Source organism: Acinetobacter sp. ANC_7512 (assembly GCF_056779935.1).
This window is the reverse complement of record NZ_JBWYIX010000005.1, coordinates 148,558-164,218: the sequence shown is the minus strand read 5'-3', so window position 1 is coordinate 164,218 and position 15,661 is coordinate 148,558. Positions and strand designations below refer to the sequence as shown.

Below are 15,661 nucleotides of genomic sequence, written 5' to 3'. Positions count from 1 at the left end.
TGCTTAGATTAGAAAATTCATGAAAAACCCATGCTTAGCTATGGGTTTTTCATAACTCCAGTTCTCGTCTTAGATCTTCCAAACGCTTTTCAAATATTGTTTTGTCTTTTGAGTATTTTTCAAAAGCAATTTGAACTTTTTTTATAGATTCTTTTCTTCTGTTTATGTCGCTATCTGAGGCGTAATTTTGACCATAATTTACCTCACTCAAATGAGCTTCTGAAACAAGTCTATGAGCATAATCTATAGCAGTTTCAAAAGTTCTTAAAACTTCTTTAAAATTTTTATGCTTGTTCACATTTTTTTCTTGATTGAGCCACTGTTGAAGATTTATTAATTTGTCGTAGTAATACAGATTATTGAATTTATCTTCATAAATTTGCTCTTCTAAATTAAATGAGTTGTGTAATTCATAACCTTTAGCGCGGATGAGTGAGTTTTTTTAATTGGTATAAGATGGTGTGATATTGATTTGAAATAATCTTGAGTTCTTCAAACTTGGATAAAGTTTCAATTGCTCTATGGAATTTATAGGCATCTTTCCATGATTCTAGGGACTTCAGTACGAAATATAGGCTGATCCAAGCTGTGACTATCCCAAGAAATTCAGCTAAAGATAAGATTTCAAGACAAATATAGTTATCACAATAGTGAGATAACTTGTTTTCATTCAATGCATAAAAGAAGTAGTAAAGAATTGATAAAATAAAAGCAGCGTAATAGCCTTTAGGAAAGCTTTTTTTATGTTCATAAGAAATCCTTATTCTTTTGAATAGGATAATTAAACTTTTAAAATTAATAAAGAAATAAAAAAGCTCACATAATGTGAGCTAAATTTGTGTCATAAATGATCAACAAAAAAAAATTAGTTCCCTCGATAGGTTGAATAACCATATGAACTTAATAACAACGGAATATGGTAATGATCTAAACTACCATCAATCAAAAAAACCACTGGCACTTCTGGAAAAAAAGTACGCTTGTTGTTTGCTTTAAACCAGTCGCCAGTTTTAAAAGTTACTCTGTAAACACCTTTTTGAAGATCTGTTTCGGCTGGATATAGAGCCTTGATACGACCATTTTCATCCGTTTTAGCTTCGTTGAGCTTTACCCATTTTTCACCCTGCTGCGCTTCAAGGGTAACTGCAATATTTGAGGATGGAAGACCAGTTTCTTGATTAAGCACATGAACACTTAAAGGATTTGCCAAAGTGAATGTTGAAAATGCAAAACCTGAAAGAGCAAGCGTAAATTTTTTCATAAGTATCAACTCACAATAAGCAAATAATTGAAAAAAGTGTACTTATAATGAGAGATTATTTAAGTTAATTTATGTATAAAAAAAGGATGCAATCGCATCCTTTTTACTTTTTTTACAATAGCTTGAGCTTAGCGTGCGCGTCCACGTGGAGCTTTTGTATTCGGGCGAGTAGTACCATTGGTCTTACGACGTGGTTTCTCATGTTCTTCCATTTGCCAAATACGTTTAGTACCCGATTTTTTCTTAGTACCATCTTTATTGACTTTCTTATTAATCGGCTTGCCACCTGTACCGCCTGGTTTCTTCACATAAGAGCGTGAGCGGTATGGCTCTTCGGCAGGAACATTTTGAAAGTCAGGATAAAGTAATGGTTCAATTTCTCTAGTTTCGCCAGATTCAAGACCCATCTGTACTAAGTCAATTGATCCAATTTTAGTGCGAATAAGACGTAAAGTTGGGAAACCCACTGCTGCAGTCATACGTCGAACTTGGCGGTTACGACCTTCGCAAATCGAAATTTCAACCCAAGAAGTAGGTACAGAAGCACGGAAGCGAACAGGAGGATCACGATCCCATAACCACTCAGGCTGTTCAACTTTTACGGCTTTTGCAGGTAGAGTCATACCGTCTTTAAGCTCTACACCTTTACGAAGCTGTTCTAAAGCCTCTTCAGTCACATTACCATCAACTTGAACCAAATAAGTTTTAAATTTCTTATTGGCAGGGTTGGTAATGTACTGATTTAAACCACCATGGTCGGTTAAAAACACTAGACCTTCAGAGTCCATGTCTAGACGTCCAGCAAGACGTAAAGTCGGATCGTCAACGAAATCAGACATTGTCATATGCGCTTCGTCTTTACGAAACTGGGAGAGAACGCCATAAGGTTTATTGAGAATGACGATTTTCATATAAAAACTTCAATAATTTGCAAATAGTGAAAGGTCTGACTTATCAAGAATTTATGAACATCCTGAATTGATCTGAGGATTCGATCAATGAAGTCAAACAAAATAAATAGGGGAATTGGTGACTATTATGCGTGATTCAAAAAAGAAAGTATCGTATTGATCAAAAAAAATATGTAATTCTGACGATTTAATCGGTATAAGCAGGCTTTTATTGGTTTATGACAAGTGCTTTTAATTTAATCAATACAATGCAAACGTCGATCAGACGCTAAAATTTAACTTAATTTAAGATGTTGGGTTGTATATGAAAAAAAGGATTATTGGATCACTCATTGCAATCAGTTGGATGCTTACTGCTTGTCAGCCCCCAACTTCAGGCGAAACAGCAGGATTACAATATCCATATTTATACTGGAAACTTCAACAACAAGCGTTGACAGAGCCGTTGGCGATACCCGTTGAAGGAGTCAAAGTAACTCAAATAGCAGATACTTGGGGGACGGCACGTTCAAATGGTCGTACACATCAAGGAATTGATATTTTTGCCAAACGAGGTACGCCTGTATTGAGTGCAACACAAGGTATTGTAAGTCGTATCGGCACAAATAGTTTGGGAGGTAAAGTCGTCTGGGTGGTAGGACCTCAGTTAAGTCGCCATTACTATGCACATTTAGATGAATATGCAGCACACATCCAAGAAGGTGACTGGGTTGAAGTCGGTGAAGTATTAGGATATGTGGGAAATACTGGCAATGCGATCAATACACCTCCACATTTACATTATGGGATTTATTTAACGAGTGGTGCTACAAATCCATATCCATATTTAAGACTAAAGGAATAAGTCTCGTTAATACAAGTAAACAAATGAGAGAGCCTTGTAAGCCTCGTAACACGTATCAATTTTAATCCTCTGAAATTTATATAGCTTACAGAATGAAAGTTACGATGCAGTATTTTGATACAGCTCTATGCTCGCAGTTTCATGCAAAAGGGTTATGGTTATTTGTACTGGTCTAATTCAAGTGAAAAAGAATTCAAGATCAGTATCAAAATCTGATAATCATGGAGATATGAAATGAGTAATCAATACAATCAAGATCAAAATGAGCAACAGCAACAGCAACAAAATCACCAGCAACGTCAACAAGGTCAACAGCCACATCAACAGCAACCCAATCAGCAGCAACAGCAACAAGATCAACAGCAACAGAATCAGCAACAGTCCCGTCAACAATCACAACAGCAATCTGATTTAGATCAACAAAATCGTTAAATCATTAATCTTAAATCGAATGGGAATTTAGGGATGAAGCCCCATTCTTGTCAGTAAATTCAAGCATTAACAATTTAAAGTAAATGACACGAGGAAGATAAGATATGGCGAATAAGTCCAAGTTAAAAATTAAAGATTTAAAAGATCAAATTAAATCGAGACTTAAGAAAATTTCTAAGCATGAATCTAAGTTAAAAGATTTAAAGAAAGCGCTCAAAAAGCGTAAATAGCAAAAGACCCTCATGTGAGGGTTTTTTTATGGAAAATCATTAGAAATATACAGTTTATGAACGAATCTTTGTGAAGCAATAATTTATAGTCAAGATTGAAATTAATCTATGATCTGAAATAATAAAAGATTATTATTCTCAATTAGAAGTTTGGAAATATTAGGGTGTATTTATGAAAATGTATCAAGTTGATGCCTTTACTACAGCGTTGTTTAAGGGGAATCCTGCAGCTGTAGTGGTCAGTGAAGAATGGCTTGATACATCACTCATGCAAAATATTGCATTTGAAAATAATTTGGCTGAAACGGCTTTTGTTAAAATTATTGATGATGAAAATTATGAAATCCGTTGGTTTACACCTAAAGTTGAAGTCGATTTTTGTGGTCATGCCACTTTAGCGAGCAGTTATGTACTTTTTAATGAGTATACTCAAGCGAAAAAAATTAAATTTCATGTCAAAGATTTAGGAATTTTTACCATCACTCGACAAGATAATGGAAAAATTACAATGAATTTCCCTGTTCGAATCCCTCATTTAACTGAAGAGTTTCCTGAGTTATTAAAAGAAGTGGTTGATCGTCCAATCAAGGAAATTTATCTAAATCAACAAGCTTATATTTTAGTCTTGGAAAGTGAACAAGATGTGCTTGATGCCAAACCTAATTTTGCCAATATTAATGCAATTGCTGAAGCATATGAGGTTAGTACTTGTATTACAGCATCCGATCATCCCGATATTGCTATAACTGCAGCATCAGAACAATATGATTATGTGGCACGTTATTTTGCACCACATAAAGGCATCAATGAAGATCCTGTAACAGGTTCTATGCATACAGGATTAGCACCCTTGTGGGCTGAGAAATTGAATAAAACAGAACTTATTGCTTTTCAAAGCTCAGAACGAGGTGGCGTGTTGTATTGCCAACTTAAAGAGAATCAAAGAATTGAAATTTCTGGCTATGCCAAACTTTATATGAAAGCTGAAATTTACCTTTAAAGCATAAACCCTATTGATCATACCCTTGTCAGGCGTGTGATCAATTTTTTTATATCAATAATTGGAAGAACAATGCTAACTCGTTTTAAAAAACTTTCACTTACTTTAATGATCGTTGCGGTCAGTTCTAGCGGTTTAGCACAACCTGTTTTGGTCAAGACTGAACAAAATATTGAAGAATACAAACTAGAAAATGGTTTACGGGTGATTTTGGCACCGATACCTAAAGAAAATAAAATTTTTATGAATATGGTGTATTTAACGGGAGCTTTGAATGACCCACAAGGTAAAGGTGGTTTAGCACATTTACTTGAGCATCTCGCGTTTAAAGGCACAGAAAATGTAAAAGGAGATGAGTTTCAACGTCGTCTAGATCAGCATACGCTCATGAGTAATGCGATGACTGACTACTATTCTACCCAGTATATGAGTGTCATCCGTCCAGAACAAAAAGCCATTGATGAAATGTTGTATCTGGAGGCAGAGCGAATGGATAAGCTCGTACTTCAGGAAAAATTTGTTCCGTCAGAAATCGCAATCGTAAAACGAGAGCGTGAGGTTCGAATGGATCAACCTTTTTCAGTATTGATGGATCAAATTTGGAAATCTGCTTACGGAAATCAGTATCTAGGTCGTCTACCGATTGGTGATTTAACTGAGCTTCAGTCAATCAACATGAAGGAACTGAATCAATTTTACCGACAATGGTATGCACCGAATAATGCAGTTCTAGTGATTGCAGGTAAATTTAATAAAACGGATATCCTGAAAGCAGTGGATAAAAATTTTAATCAAATTCCTGCGCGTCAAATTCCTGAGTCAACCCAAGTTCCAATGCTTGATTCGACCAAGATCAAAGATCGTCAATTTATCGTGCAAAAGGGAAGTGATTTAGGCAAATACAATATTTATCTCAATGGCACCCAGCAAAAAACACAGACTGCACTCGCTTTAGCACCTTATTTATTTACAATGCAACCTAGTGGTCACTTGTACAAAGATATTGTAGAAACAGGTACGGCTACACAGGTTCAATCGACGACATGGTTAACACCAGATTTTAATCTTGTTTTTATGGGGGCAGTGTATGCTCCTAATCATGATGAGAAAAAAGTTGCCCTTTCTCTAGAGAAAGGAATTGAGAAAAAGCATCAATTTAATGAAACAGAATTAAATCGTGTCAAAAACATGATTAAAAATGGTCAAGAGAGCATGATGACCAATGCCTCTTCTGTGGGTGGTTTCATTAGTGATTATGTGGTTTCATCCAATGGGGATTGGACAAAATATTTTAAAGACCAAGCAGAGATACAAAGTTTAAATGTCGATCAGGTTAATCAGGCAATAAATCAATTCTTGGTTGCTGAGCATCGTATTTCGGGAGACATACAACCTACGCCTGAGGATCAAAAAAAGGCACTCGAGCTAGACGCTCATGAGCAAGAATCAAAAACTTTAGATCAAGTGACAACTCAAGAAGAGCCTTTAAAAGACCCAGCTGTGTATAAAGCTGAAGTGGCTGAGCACTTAAAAAATTCCAAGCAGTATGTTGAAAAGTTAGAGAAAAAAATCAAGCGTGGTACTTTGAAAAATGGGATGCAGTATGCACTATTCCCAACGTCAACACGCGATGACAAAACTTACGCATCGATATCTTTAAATTTCGGGACAGCACAATCACTCAAGCATCAAGGTGAAGCACTAGGCTTTATGTCTTATTTGCTATTGAGAGCATCTGAGCAGTATAGCCTGCAAGATATTGCAGACAAATCAATCGAGGCGGGTGGTCGAGCATCTGCTTCAGCTGTTGATAATGGTATTGTGATTAACGTATCTGCGAAGAAAGAAAAATTTACAGAATTCTTCAAGTTTATTGTCGACGTTATGAATAATCCGAAATTTGAGCAAAGTCAGTTTGACCTCATCAAATCGCAAACATTGTCGTCATTAAATCGACCATATACAGAGCCTGAAACTGTTGCAGGACTGACTATCGCTAGAATCGTAGAGCGATATGAACCAGGTGATTTGCGATATCATTTTGAACCTAAGCTGGCAAAGCAGCAAATTGAAACCATCACCAATGATCAAATTAAAGCTTTGTACCAAAAGTATTTTACAACTCAAAATGGTCAAATATCGGTGACTGGTGATTTTGATGACAAAGCCATTCTGAAATATTTGAATTCATCTTTAGGTCAGTCTAAGACAAAAGAACCATACCAACGTTTGCAGGGCAGTCATATAGATTATCCTGCTCAAAAAGTTCATGCGCTGGCTGAACAGCGTCAATTTGGTAATTATCAAGCGGTTATTGCCATTCCAGTGGGTAATAATCATCCTGATGCAGAAGCATTATATGTGTTGAGCCATATTCTAGGCGAGTCACAATTATCATCACGCCTTGCCATGGAGTTACGTGAAAAAAATGCGTTGGTTTACAGCTTTGGAAGTAGTTTGAGTTTGGATAATTTTATCAATGCTGGTGCTCTAGGTGTAAGTGCTAATTATGCAGCAGGAAAATCAGCTCAAGTTTCTCAAGGTGTGCATAAAGTATTCACTGACTTATTAAAGAATGGTGTGACGGAGCAAGAGCTTGAAGCGGCTAAAGCCAATATTATGAAACAGCGTGTCACGAATTTAGAGGATGAGCGCCGTATTCATCGTGGATTGAACAGTCAGCTTGAGCAAAATAAAACACAGCTTTCAAGACTAGAGCGAGATCAGGCATTTGCAAAACTGACGAAGCAAGATATAGATGCAGTGATCAAAAAATATATTAAGCCTGAGTTTTTGGTTGAAGTTATGGCAGATCAGTATGGTAAACCACAACCTGAAATGATTTTAAAGCCTAAAACTTAGAGCCACAATGTACGATTCAAAAAGGCTCATTCGATCGTGAATGAGCCTTTTTTTAAAGCTTATAAAATTGCTGCGCATTTTTACAAAATATCTGTTCAACAACATCTGAATTATAGGTAGCGACAATGTCGCTAAAGGCATCAATGATATTTGTGAGTGATGTGCTCACTTTATCCATCGGGAAGTTGGATGCAAACATGACACGATAAGGCCCAAAACATTGTAAAGCATGAATAATCATAGGAGAGACCAATTCAATGATTTGTTGTTTAGATGCTAGTGTTCGTCGTGTATGAAATTGATGACCTAAAACAGGCATGAAGAGTCCAGACATTTTTGTATATACATTCGGACATTGAGCTAATTCTGCAAGATCTTCTTTCCAGTGGAAATAGATATTGTCTCGCGCAGTTTGGGTGATTCCTGTGTGTTTACCTACTGGGCCGAATAAACCTGCTGGTGTGCCCAAATGGTCTAAGACAATCGAAGTCTCAGGAAAACGTTTTGCCAAAGCAATAACATCTTTAAGCTGGCTAGAATAAACCCAAGCATCAAAGCTTAAATTGTACTGGGCTAAGGCTTCAAAACCTTTTAAAAATTTTCGATCAGTGTAGAGGTGGGGATCATCGTTCCATGCATGAATTCCAGGATCTTCATGATGTGCAGCCATTTTTCGAATACCACGAAAATGCGGAGATGCCTTTTTATGCATTTTAAGAATTTTTTTGAAATTACTTTCACGAGGATCAGCTGTTGCAACGATTCCAGCCAATTTGATGTTTTCTTGAGAAAAAGGAAGCTGCTGAATAAATTGCGTTTCTTCTACAACGCCAGTCCCTTTTTGATGATGCCAGCTGGCTTCGACATGTACAACACGGCTCACAGTATAGTGTCCAATGTCTTTGTGGTAATCCGCTGGTAAATAGGGTGCTGTGATGTAATCTGTAAGTCCTACTGTATCAATTAAATCTTTAGGTTTTACGAGACGAACGACTTTATCCAATATTTTTGGATGTTTTCCAAAAAGCTTAACAGCTAAAGCGGCAGCATGCGGTGTGTGATAAGGATCCCATTGATGGATATGAGCATCGACGATGGGAAAGTTGAGTTGATTCATCGCTATCCTTAGTTGAGTCATCAATAAGAATAACATACGAGAAATTGATCAATTTTTAAATTGCATTTTCGTTTGAATATTAGAGTTTAAGCATTAAAAAAGCCCCCTAAAGGAGGCCCAATGCACACAATGCAAATCTATTTAATGTTCGTGGTCATGTTTATTTGCATGAAACTCTTCATTACGACGGAAGCGAAGGTAGTTCTCAAACTGTTCGCAGTATTCGTCATAATTATCTTCAAGCATCATATGAAACTGTTGCATGATATAAGACATCACTTGTTCTTTAGCATCACGCATTTCATTGCCATCTTTAAAGTTATTGGCAGCAACCCATGTATTAAAACGAGCAGTACCAAATAGCATCGCAGCACTGACTTGACCACGAGCATCGGCTGGTTTAACAGTAGAACCTTTTTCAACACGGCAAAATTCATTGGCTTGCTTAATAAATTCATCAGCACGTTCGAAGAAAATCGCATTCAATGCTTCTTCTTCAGTGACATCAGTCGCTTGAATCTTTTGAACCATGAATTGTTCCTAATAAATAACTTAATTCAAGCACTATTATAGGCAAAGGCTTGCATAAACTAAACCTTTCACTTAATCTAAAAATAGCCTAAGTAATTTTTTTATGAGCTTTTCTATGCAAGATGCTATCGCAGTTCAAAGTTTAAAAAGTGATATTGCGTTACTGAGACAGAATATTTGGCCACCTGTTGATCTTGCGAATGTCGAAGGTCTTCCCATTTATTATGGAAGCAAAGAGCAAGTAGCTGCTTATTACCAGCAGTGGACAGGTCTAATCGAAAGGGCACAAGATTTATTTCAACCTTTTATGGAAGATGAGGTTTTAGATGCCATTCATTTACCGAGTCATCTAAATTTACCGCTGTTTTATTTTCATGTAGACCGAATTCGCATTAACAAAACACGTGCAAAGGAATCAAAGACTTTTCGTGGTATTGCTAGTGTATTAGAGAAGTGTGGACAGTTTGAACCTGAACAAGTTTTGGCAATGAGTCGTTGGTTGGATCATGATGACACTGCTGCATTAGTTGCGCATCGCGAATTTATAGATTTAAGAACTTATGTATTTCAGCATGGGCAAAGTGAATATACGAGAACACGTTTTTATGTAAATGGTATTGTCTTAAGTGTTGAGCCTCATTTCGAGTTGGTTGATGCTCGCGATAAACCACGTAAGCAACGAAATGACTCATATAGCGATCCATTGGCGGATAACAACACGTGGCGTATTTATGGTAAATATCGTTAGTTGAGCTGATTGAACTTAGTTTTTAGACATTAGAATCAATGATTAGCTACTTTATAAGTACAAAGCTTCTACGATCAATATCCAAACTTATTGATTAGTATTGTTTAAAATAGTCATCACAAAAAATAACTAATTTAAAGAATGATGACTGAAAAGATTAAACAATTTAAAAAGGCGTGGATGTTATTCCGTCAACATGATGAAAATGGATTAAGTGTATTCTTCGTTTTAGCCATACTTCAAATTTTAATTATTGGTACGAGTGTTGGTTTACCGTATTTGTTTAAGCTGCTGATTGACCAGACCAGTGAACCTGATCATTACTATTCGATTCAAGACTTTTTTCAAATTCATCTGCTCTATTTATTCGCCGTTGCTTATGCACTCGCTTGGTTTATCAATGAGGGGATGAAGAATATAAATAATTTTGCCATGTCTATGATGATCAGAAATGTTGATGCATCCATGCTTAAAGCTGGAGTATTTAATTTTCTTGATTTGAAATTAAAAGATCAACGACAACAAGATATCGGTGTATTTAATGCAAATCTAATTCGTGGCAGTGAAGCACTTGGTACAATTATTTTTACTATATTTTTTGTCATTGTACCTACGGTATTTAAAATCTTAGGTATGGTGTATGTGCTCGGAAATACGATCAATCTTGAATTTGGTGTGTTTTTTTTCGTATTCTCAGCTTGTACAGTTGCTTTATCGCTCATCATTACCTTTAAGACACAAGATATCTTTACGATTATGTATGGTGCTCGAAATCAACTGAATCAATTTGTGATTGAAAAACTCCAACAAAGTTATGATATCAAACTCAGTCATTCGAAATATTACGAATTTGAAGAGTTTAGCCGCAGAATCGATGACTATAAAATAAAGACTCAGGATACCTATAAAAAACTTCAGTATCTCATGATATATCAACTGTTATTTGTGTCATTTTTTCTTTTGGTATTCATGGTTTTATCAGTCTATATGTTTGAATATCAAAGTTTTAGTTCAGGTGATTTTGTTTTAGTCAGTACCTATATTATAGGTTTAACCATTCCTTTAATGATGATGTCTCAAAATATCATTCATTTGAAAGGTCATATTGTGGCTATTGATCAGTACCTAGAATATTTTGAATTGGAACATGAGTCATTCAGTACGAATGATCTAACAGCTGAGGAACAGAAAGAAAGTGAGGTGGCGTATTCATTTCAAAATGTGACATTTGATCTAGGTCAGCAGACGATTGAAAATTTTAATTTAGACATCGTGTGTGGAAAAATATATTTAATTCAAGGTCGAACAGGTATTGGAAAATCAAGTTTCCTCAATTATTTGGTGGGAATAGAAAAGATCAAATCTGGACGACTATTCTTTAGAAATTTAGAGATCACTTCAGTATTTTCAGAAAAGATATTTGATCAGATTGCTGTGGTCAGCCAAACTCCGATCGTTTATTCAAGCTCATTAAGACAAAATTTGATTCAAAATACTGAGATCAAATATTCTGATGAGGAGCTTAAACATTGGCTAAAAGAGTTTGATTTACTCCATTTGCTGGAAAAAAATCAAATTGAGTTAGACGATGATATACAAGAAATTTATAAAAATTTTTCTGGTGGTGAAAAACAACGATTGAACATCATTCGTGCATTACTAAAACAACCAAAGTTCCTGATCTTAGATGAACCTACAGCAGCCTTAGATGAGAAAACAAGTTCGAAAATTTTAAAATTTATTCAAGAGCGAGTTGAAACAGTCATTATGATTTCTCATGAACGTATGGCGACAGAAATTGCTGATGAAATTATTGATTTCAACATCATTTTAAATTCTAAGAATGAGGATTAAATGATGATTGTTCTGGCATGAATATCATTCAAAAAAAAGCGATTTTTAAAAATATGTATTTATTTGATTAAATTTAGTCATGAGCAACGATTCAAGTACTTGATGATAGATTTTGATGTCAGTTAAATATTTTTTAGCGTGAGCTGAATGATGTTTATGCTATGAAATATTTATGATAATACAAAATCTACAGCTGCTTGCGCATGAATAGAAGTTGTATCAAATAGTGGGACTGAGAATTTTAGATCTCCTATAAGCATACAAATCTCAGTGCATCTTAAAATGATTCCTTCAGCGCCAGAAGATATTAATTCTTCGGCAATATGAATATATTTCTTTTGCGAAGCTTCGCTAATTATTCCTAAACATAATTCGTTGTAAATAATATCATGAACAATTTTTCTACTCGCTTTATTAGGTGTTATTACTTTAAGTCCTTTTTCCTCCAATCTGCTTTTATAAAAACCTTGTTCCATCGTAAATGCAGTACCAAGCAGCCCAATTTTTGTAATTTTCTGGCTCATGATTTCCATGGCTGTCGCATCTGCTATATGAATAAATGGTATGTTGGTTGATTCCTCAATATAAGTTGCTACTTTGTGCATTGTATTTGTACAAAGTACTATGCCATCTGCACCTGCTTTTTCTAATTGTATGGCTTGATCTCTTAAATAGATTCCTGCATCTTCCCATAATCCTTTGCGTTGTAACTCCTCAATTTTAGCGAAATCAACGCTAATAAGAATAACCTTAGCAGAGTGTAACTTGCCAAGTTTCGTTTGAACCATCTTATTGATTTGTTGATAGTACAAATCAGTCGACTCCCAACTCATTCCACCTAATAAACCAATTGTCTTCAAGTTCGCACCTTTAAAAATTAAATATTTAATTTATCAATATAATGAAAATTATCGAGTATGAAATTGCTACTTTTTAAAATAATGACTTAATCAAAGTGAGAAAAGTTCAGCTTTTGATGTGTATTTTTAGGGATGAATGTATATAAGTTTAGCAGCAGAATTTACCAATCTTATGGTTGAGTAAGCTTCTCATCGGAAGAATTCACATTAACCCCGAACTTAGAAGCCATAAATAGAGGAAAATTATTGTATTGCTGAACAATCCATGTATAGAGCATTCTAGTTCAAAATCTTGTAGGATATCAATCAAAAGGCTCATTCACGAGCCTTTTGATGAGTGATTTGAAAGATTAAAAAGTCTATTGTTCATAAGATTTTTAAAATTAAATCAACGTGTCTACAACACCTTTTAATACACCTAATCCTAGTGAATCAATTGTTCCATTAAGTGTTTCATTTACGCCAGTGCCAATTTTCACTAAAGGATCTTTTAATCCTACAAGAGAGCCGACAGTACCAAGCAAATTAGTCACTAAACCTGCACCAGATACTGCTTCAATTTCATCTAATGTAAGTTCTTTTAAAGTTGTTGGATTTGAATTATTCATTGTATTCACCATTCATGTTTGATTTTATTTTCAAGTAAATCGAATAACTAGCGTTAAACGATAGACACATCATAATGAATGCATTTTGTATGCCAACTAATAAATAATGATAAATATATAATTTAGGTATAATTAATAATATGGAGGAGTGATTAACGGATTTTTCATGAAAAAATTCATCATTTTTGTGCAAATGTCACCGAATTGGTGCATTGATCGATTTGAATGATGGTTGAGAATTTAGCGCGTTAATTTCTTGAATTGATTTCACTCAACGAAATGAGTTTATATTTCATAGAATTATTTAAGAATTGAGCGTAAAAAATTACACTCAACTCAACTCAACTCAACTCAACTCAACTCAACTCAACTCAACTCAACTCAATTAATTGATGTACATTGCTGAGCTTTAGGATTATTCAATCCTCGACTATGAGTGAATACAGCAATTACAGCTAATGAAATAAAAATCAATACACTGTAAATTAAGGTACTGGTATTGAAGTGATCTACCATAAAACCACCAAATAAAGCGCCTGCTGCAATCATGATTTGGAACATACTGACAAAAAGAGGCATCCCTTTTTCAACCGCATGTGGCGCATGTAAAAACATCCAGATATTGGCTGTCGTAGGAAAGGCACCAAAAGCAAAACCCCATAATGCTGTAAGAATATATGCACCAGTTAAGAATTTGGCATAAACAGGGAATGTAAGGAATACGATTGCTAAACACAATGCAACAGCAAAAAGCGTATAGCGGACATTGATATTGCTGCTATAACCGGAGAATGCATTGCCTACGAAGCCTGCTGCTCCATAAATAAGAAGTAAAGAACTGATGGTTGAACCATCAAATCCTGCTTCATTTTTATAGAAAGGCGCCAAGTAACTGTATGTTGAAAAATGCGCTAATCCGATAAATAAAACAATGATTAACCCTTTACGAGCTTTTGGATCTCGAAACAATGCGGGTAGATCGCTATATTGAATAGCTGAAGTCGGCGGTAATTTCGGTAGGAATTTAATTTCAAAAAACAGAATAATGGCACCAATCACCGAGGTGATCATAAAGGCATTACGCCAACCGTAAATTTCACTTAGCCATGTTCCAACCGGAACACCCAGCACAGTTGCCAGAGTCACGCCAGCCATGACGATAGCTGTTGCTTTGGCGATGGGTAGGTGAGGAGGTGCAACACGACCACTTAAGGCGATTGCAGTTGCCCAGAATCCGCCTATCGCGATACCCAAGAAAAAGCGACTCAATAGAATCCAAGTGAAACTTTCTGAATAGCTCGTAATGAAATTTGCAATGACCATGACCGCTGTGAGTGCGATTAATAAATAGCGTCGATCAAGTTGCTTCACCCAGACCGAGATAAGCGGTGCTGCGAAAGCACCCATCACGCCTGGAAGGGTAATGAACAGGCCAGCAGTACCGACTGAAATGTTGAGATCTAGTGCGATTGCATTGAGCACACCAATAGGGAGAAACTCACTGGTCACTAATATAAAAGCGGTGATAGAAAGTGTTATAACAGCAAACCAATTTCCTTGATTTTTTGTAGGAGATGGAGAATTAACAGCGGTTTCAGTCAGATGAGATTCGGATTTCATTGACCAACGCTCCTTGAAAATAATTTCATAATGATTGTTATAGAAATAAAATATTTGAATTTAAGATCTGGGTCAATTAATTTATTAATGATCATTATAAAATTAATTGGGTTGAATATGCAGGAAAGTTCAAAGCCAATAAATCAAATGGATAGTGCCAAATCAATATCAAAGGGGCGTGGACGTCCTAAGTGTTTTAATGAAGAACAAGCACTTGAAAAAGCCATGACACTATTTTGGAAATACGGTTATGAAGCCACTTCAATGAGTGATTTAACATTCGCCATGGGAATCACTGCACCTAGTCTTTATAGTACGTATGGTGATAAATCTGAGCTCTTTAATCGTTGCATTGACTATTATCTCAGGCACGAATCATGCTCGATGGAAATGATTTTTAAACAGGCACATTCCATAAAATTAGCAATGGAACTCTATTTGATTGAAAATCTAAAACGACTGGTGCAAGAAGACAAACCTAAAGGATGTATGTTGGTCGTGTCGACAATGAACTGTTCGATTCAAAATCAACAAATACAACAATCAATTTCGCAAAAAAGACAGCTATCTAAATCGAATTTACTAGAAAAATTATTAGCTGCCCAAGCTTCAGGTGAAATTAGTGTACAAACTAATATTCAGGCAATGACAGATTATTATATGACGATTTTGCAAGGACTAAGCTTACAAGCACGTGATGGCGCAACTTTTGAACAATTGGGAAGCGTTGTACACATGGCGATGCAAACTTGGGATCATTTTTAAGTCAGAACTTCTCACTGA

Annotated in this window: 16 protein-coding genes; 8 read left to right on the top strand and 8 right to left on the bottom strand. The window is 35.7% G+C overall.

The genetic code is table 11. The features are described from left to right. Window positions 1–49 precede the first annotated feature (49 nt). The 3 genes from AC1M9H_RS06980 to AC1M9H_RS06970 form a co-directional block, all read right to left on the bottom strand. Window positions 50–298 carry a hypothetical protein gene (locus AC1M9H_RS06980; RefSeq protein WP_092767142.1) on the bottom strand — a complete coding sequence of 83 codons (249 nt, stop codon included), beginning with the start codon at window positions 296–298 and terminating at the stop codon, window positions 50–52. Between the two features lie 567 nt (window positions 299–865). Further along, on the bottom strand, window positions 866–1,261 hold the full coding sequence (uraH, locus tag AC1M9H_RS06975; RefSeq protein ID WP_481590269.1) for a hydroxyisourate hydrolase: 396 nt from the start codon (window positions 1,259–1,261) through the stop codon (window positions 866–868). 128 nt (window positions 1,262–1,389) lie between these two features. Further along, complete coding sequence (locus AC1M9H_RS06970) at window positions 1,390–2,172, bottom strand: rRNA large subunit pseudouridine synthase E (protein ID WP_481613055.1); 783 nt, start codon at window positions 2,170–2,172, stop codon at window positions 1,390–1,392. 304 nt (window positions 2,173–2,476) lie between these two features. Between AC1M9H_RS06970 and AC1M9H_RS06965 the strand changes: the two genes are divergently transcribed. The 5 genes from AC1M9H_RS06965 (at window position 2,477) to AC1M9H_RS06945 (ending at window position 7,540) form a co-directional block, all read left to right on the top strand. Continuing rightward, window positions 2,477–3,016 carry a M23 family metallopeptidase gene (locus AC1M9H_RS06965; RefSeq protein WP_481613054.1) on the top strand — a complete coding sequence of 180 codons (540 nt, stop codon included), beginning with the start codon at window positions 2,477–2,479 and terminating at the stop codon, window positions 3,014–3,016. 234 nt (window positions 3,017–3,250) lie between these two features. After that, a complete protein-coding gene (locus tag AC1M9H_RS06960; protein WP_481613053.1) occupies window positions 3,251–3,448 on the top strand; it encodes a hypothetical protein in 198 nt (65 codons plus the stop codon). Window positions 3,449–3,552: 104 nt separating this feature from the next. After that, window positions 3,553–3,678: a hypothetical protein gene (locus AC1M9H_RS06955; RefSeq protein ID WP_257219857.1), complete on the top strand. Its 126-nt coding sequence runs from the start codon at window positions 3,553–3,555 to the stop codon at window positions 3,676–3,678. 172 nt (window positions 3,679–3,850) lie between these two features. Next, a complete protein-coding gene (locus AC1M9H_RS06950) occupies window positions 3,851–4,678 on the top strand; it encodes a PhzF family phenazine biosynthesis protein (protein ID WP_481613052.1) in 828 nt (275 codons plus the stop codon). A gap of 72 nt (window positions 4,679–4,750) precedes the next feature. Further along, complete coding sequence (locus AC1M9H_RS06945) at window positions 4,751–7,540, top strand: M16 family metallopeptidase (protein ID WP_481613051.1); 2,790 nt, start codon at window positions 4,751–4,753, stop codon at window positions 7,538–7,540. A gap of 52 nt (window positions 7,541–7,592) precedes the next feature. On the opposite strand, the gene AC1M9H_RS06940 is transcribed toward AC1M9H_RS06945, so the two are convergent. Both AC1M9H_RS06940 and AC1M9H_RS06935 read right to left on the bottom strand, forming a co-directional pair. After that, a complete protein-coding gene (locus AC1M9H_RS06940) occupies window positions 7,593–8,657 on the bottom strand; it encodes an amidohydrolase family protein (RefSeq protein WP_481588990.1) in 1,065 nt (354 codons plus the stop codon). Between the two features lie 141 nt (window positions 8,658–8,798). After that, window positions 8,799–9,188, bottom strand: coding sequence for a DUF3144 domain-containing protein (locus tag AC1M9H_RS06935; protein ID WP_092767127.1), 390 nt, complete (start codon window positions 9,186–9,188; stop codon window positions 8,799–8,801). 115 nt (window positions 9,189–9,303) lie between these two features. On the opposite strand from AC1M9H_RS06935, the gene AC1M9H_RS06930 reads away from it, so the two are divergent. Next, a complete protein-coding gene (locus AC1M9H_RS06930) occupies window positions 9,304–9,936 on the top strand; it encodes a hypothetical protein (RefSeq protein ID WP_035268706.1) in 633 nt (210 codons plus the stop codon). Window positions 9,937–10,077: 141 nt separating this feature from the next. Continuing rightward, the gene (locus tag AC1M9H_RS06925; RefSeq protein ID WP_481613050.1) at window positions 10,078–11,790 is read left to right on the top strand and encodes an ATP-binding cassette domain-containing protein; all 1,713 of its coding nucleotides are present in this window, start codon (window positions 10,078–10,080) and stop codon (window positions 11,788–11,790) included. Between the two features lie 170 nt (window positions 11,791–11,960). Here AC1M9H_RS06925 and AC1M9H_RS06920 read toward each other — a convergent pair whose 3' ends face one another. The 3 genes from AC1M9H_RS06920 to AC1M9H_RS06910 form a co-directional block, all read right to left on the bottom strand. After that, window positions 11,961–12,650, bottom strand: a complete 690-nt coding sequence (locus AC1M9H_RS06920; protein ID WP_481613049.1) for an aspartate/glutamate racemase family protein — start codon at window positions 12,648–12,650, stop codon at window positions 11,961–11,963. Window positions 12,651–13,033: 383 nt separating this feature from the next. Beyond that, on the bottom strand, window positions 13,034–13,258 hold the full coding sequence (locus AC1M9H_RS06915; RefSeq protein ID WP_180028591.1) for a hypothetical protein: 225 nt from the start codon (window positions 13,256–13,258) through the stop codon (window positions 13,034–13,036). A 381-nt stretch (window positions 13,259–13,639) separates the two neighbouring features. Then, on the bottom strand, window positions 13,640–14,878 hold the full coding sequence (locus tag AC1M9H_RS06910) for an MFS transporter (RefSeq protein WP_481597396.1): 1,239 nt from the start codon (window positions 14,876–14,878) through the stop codon (window positions 13,640–13,642). A gap of 117 nt (window positions 14,879–14,995) precedes the next feature. On the opposite strand from AC1M9H_RS06910, the gene AC1M9H_RS06905 reads away from it, so the two are divergent. Continuing rightward, a complete protein-coding gene (locus tag AC1M9H_RS06905) occupies window positions 14,996–15,643 on the top strand; it encodes a TetR/AcrR family transcriptional regulator (protein ID WP_481613048.1) in 648 nt (215 codons plus the stop codon). The last annotated feature ends 18 nt before the right edge of the window (window positions 15,644–15,661 follow it).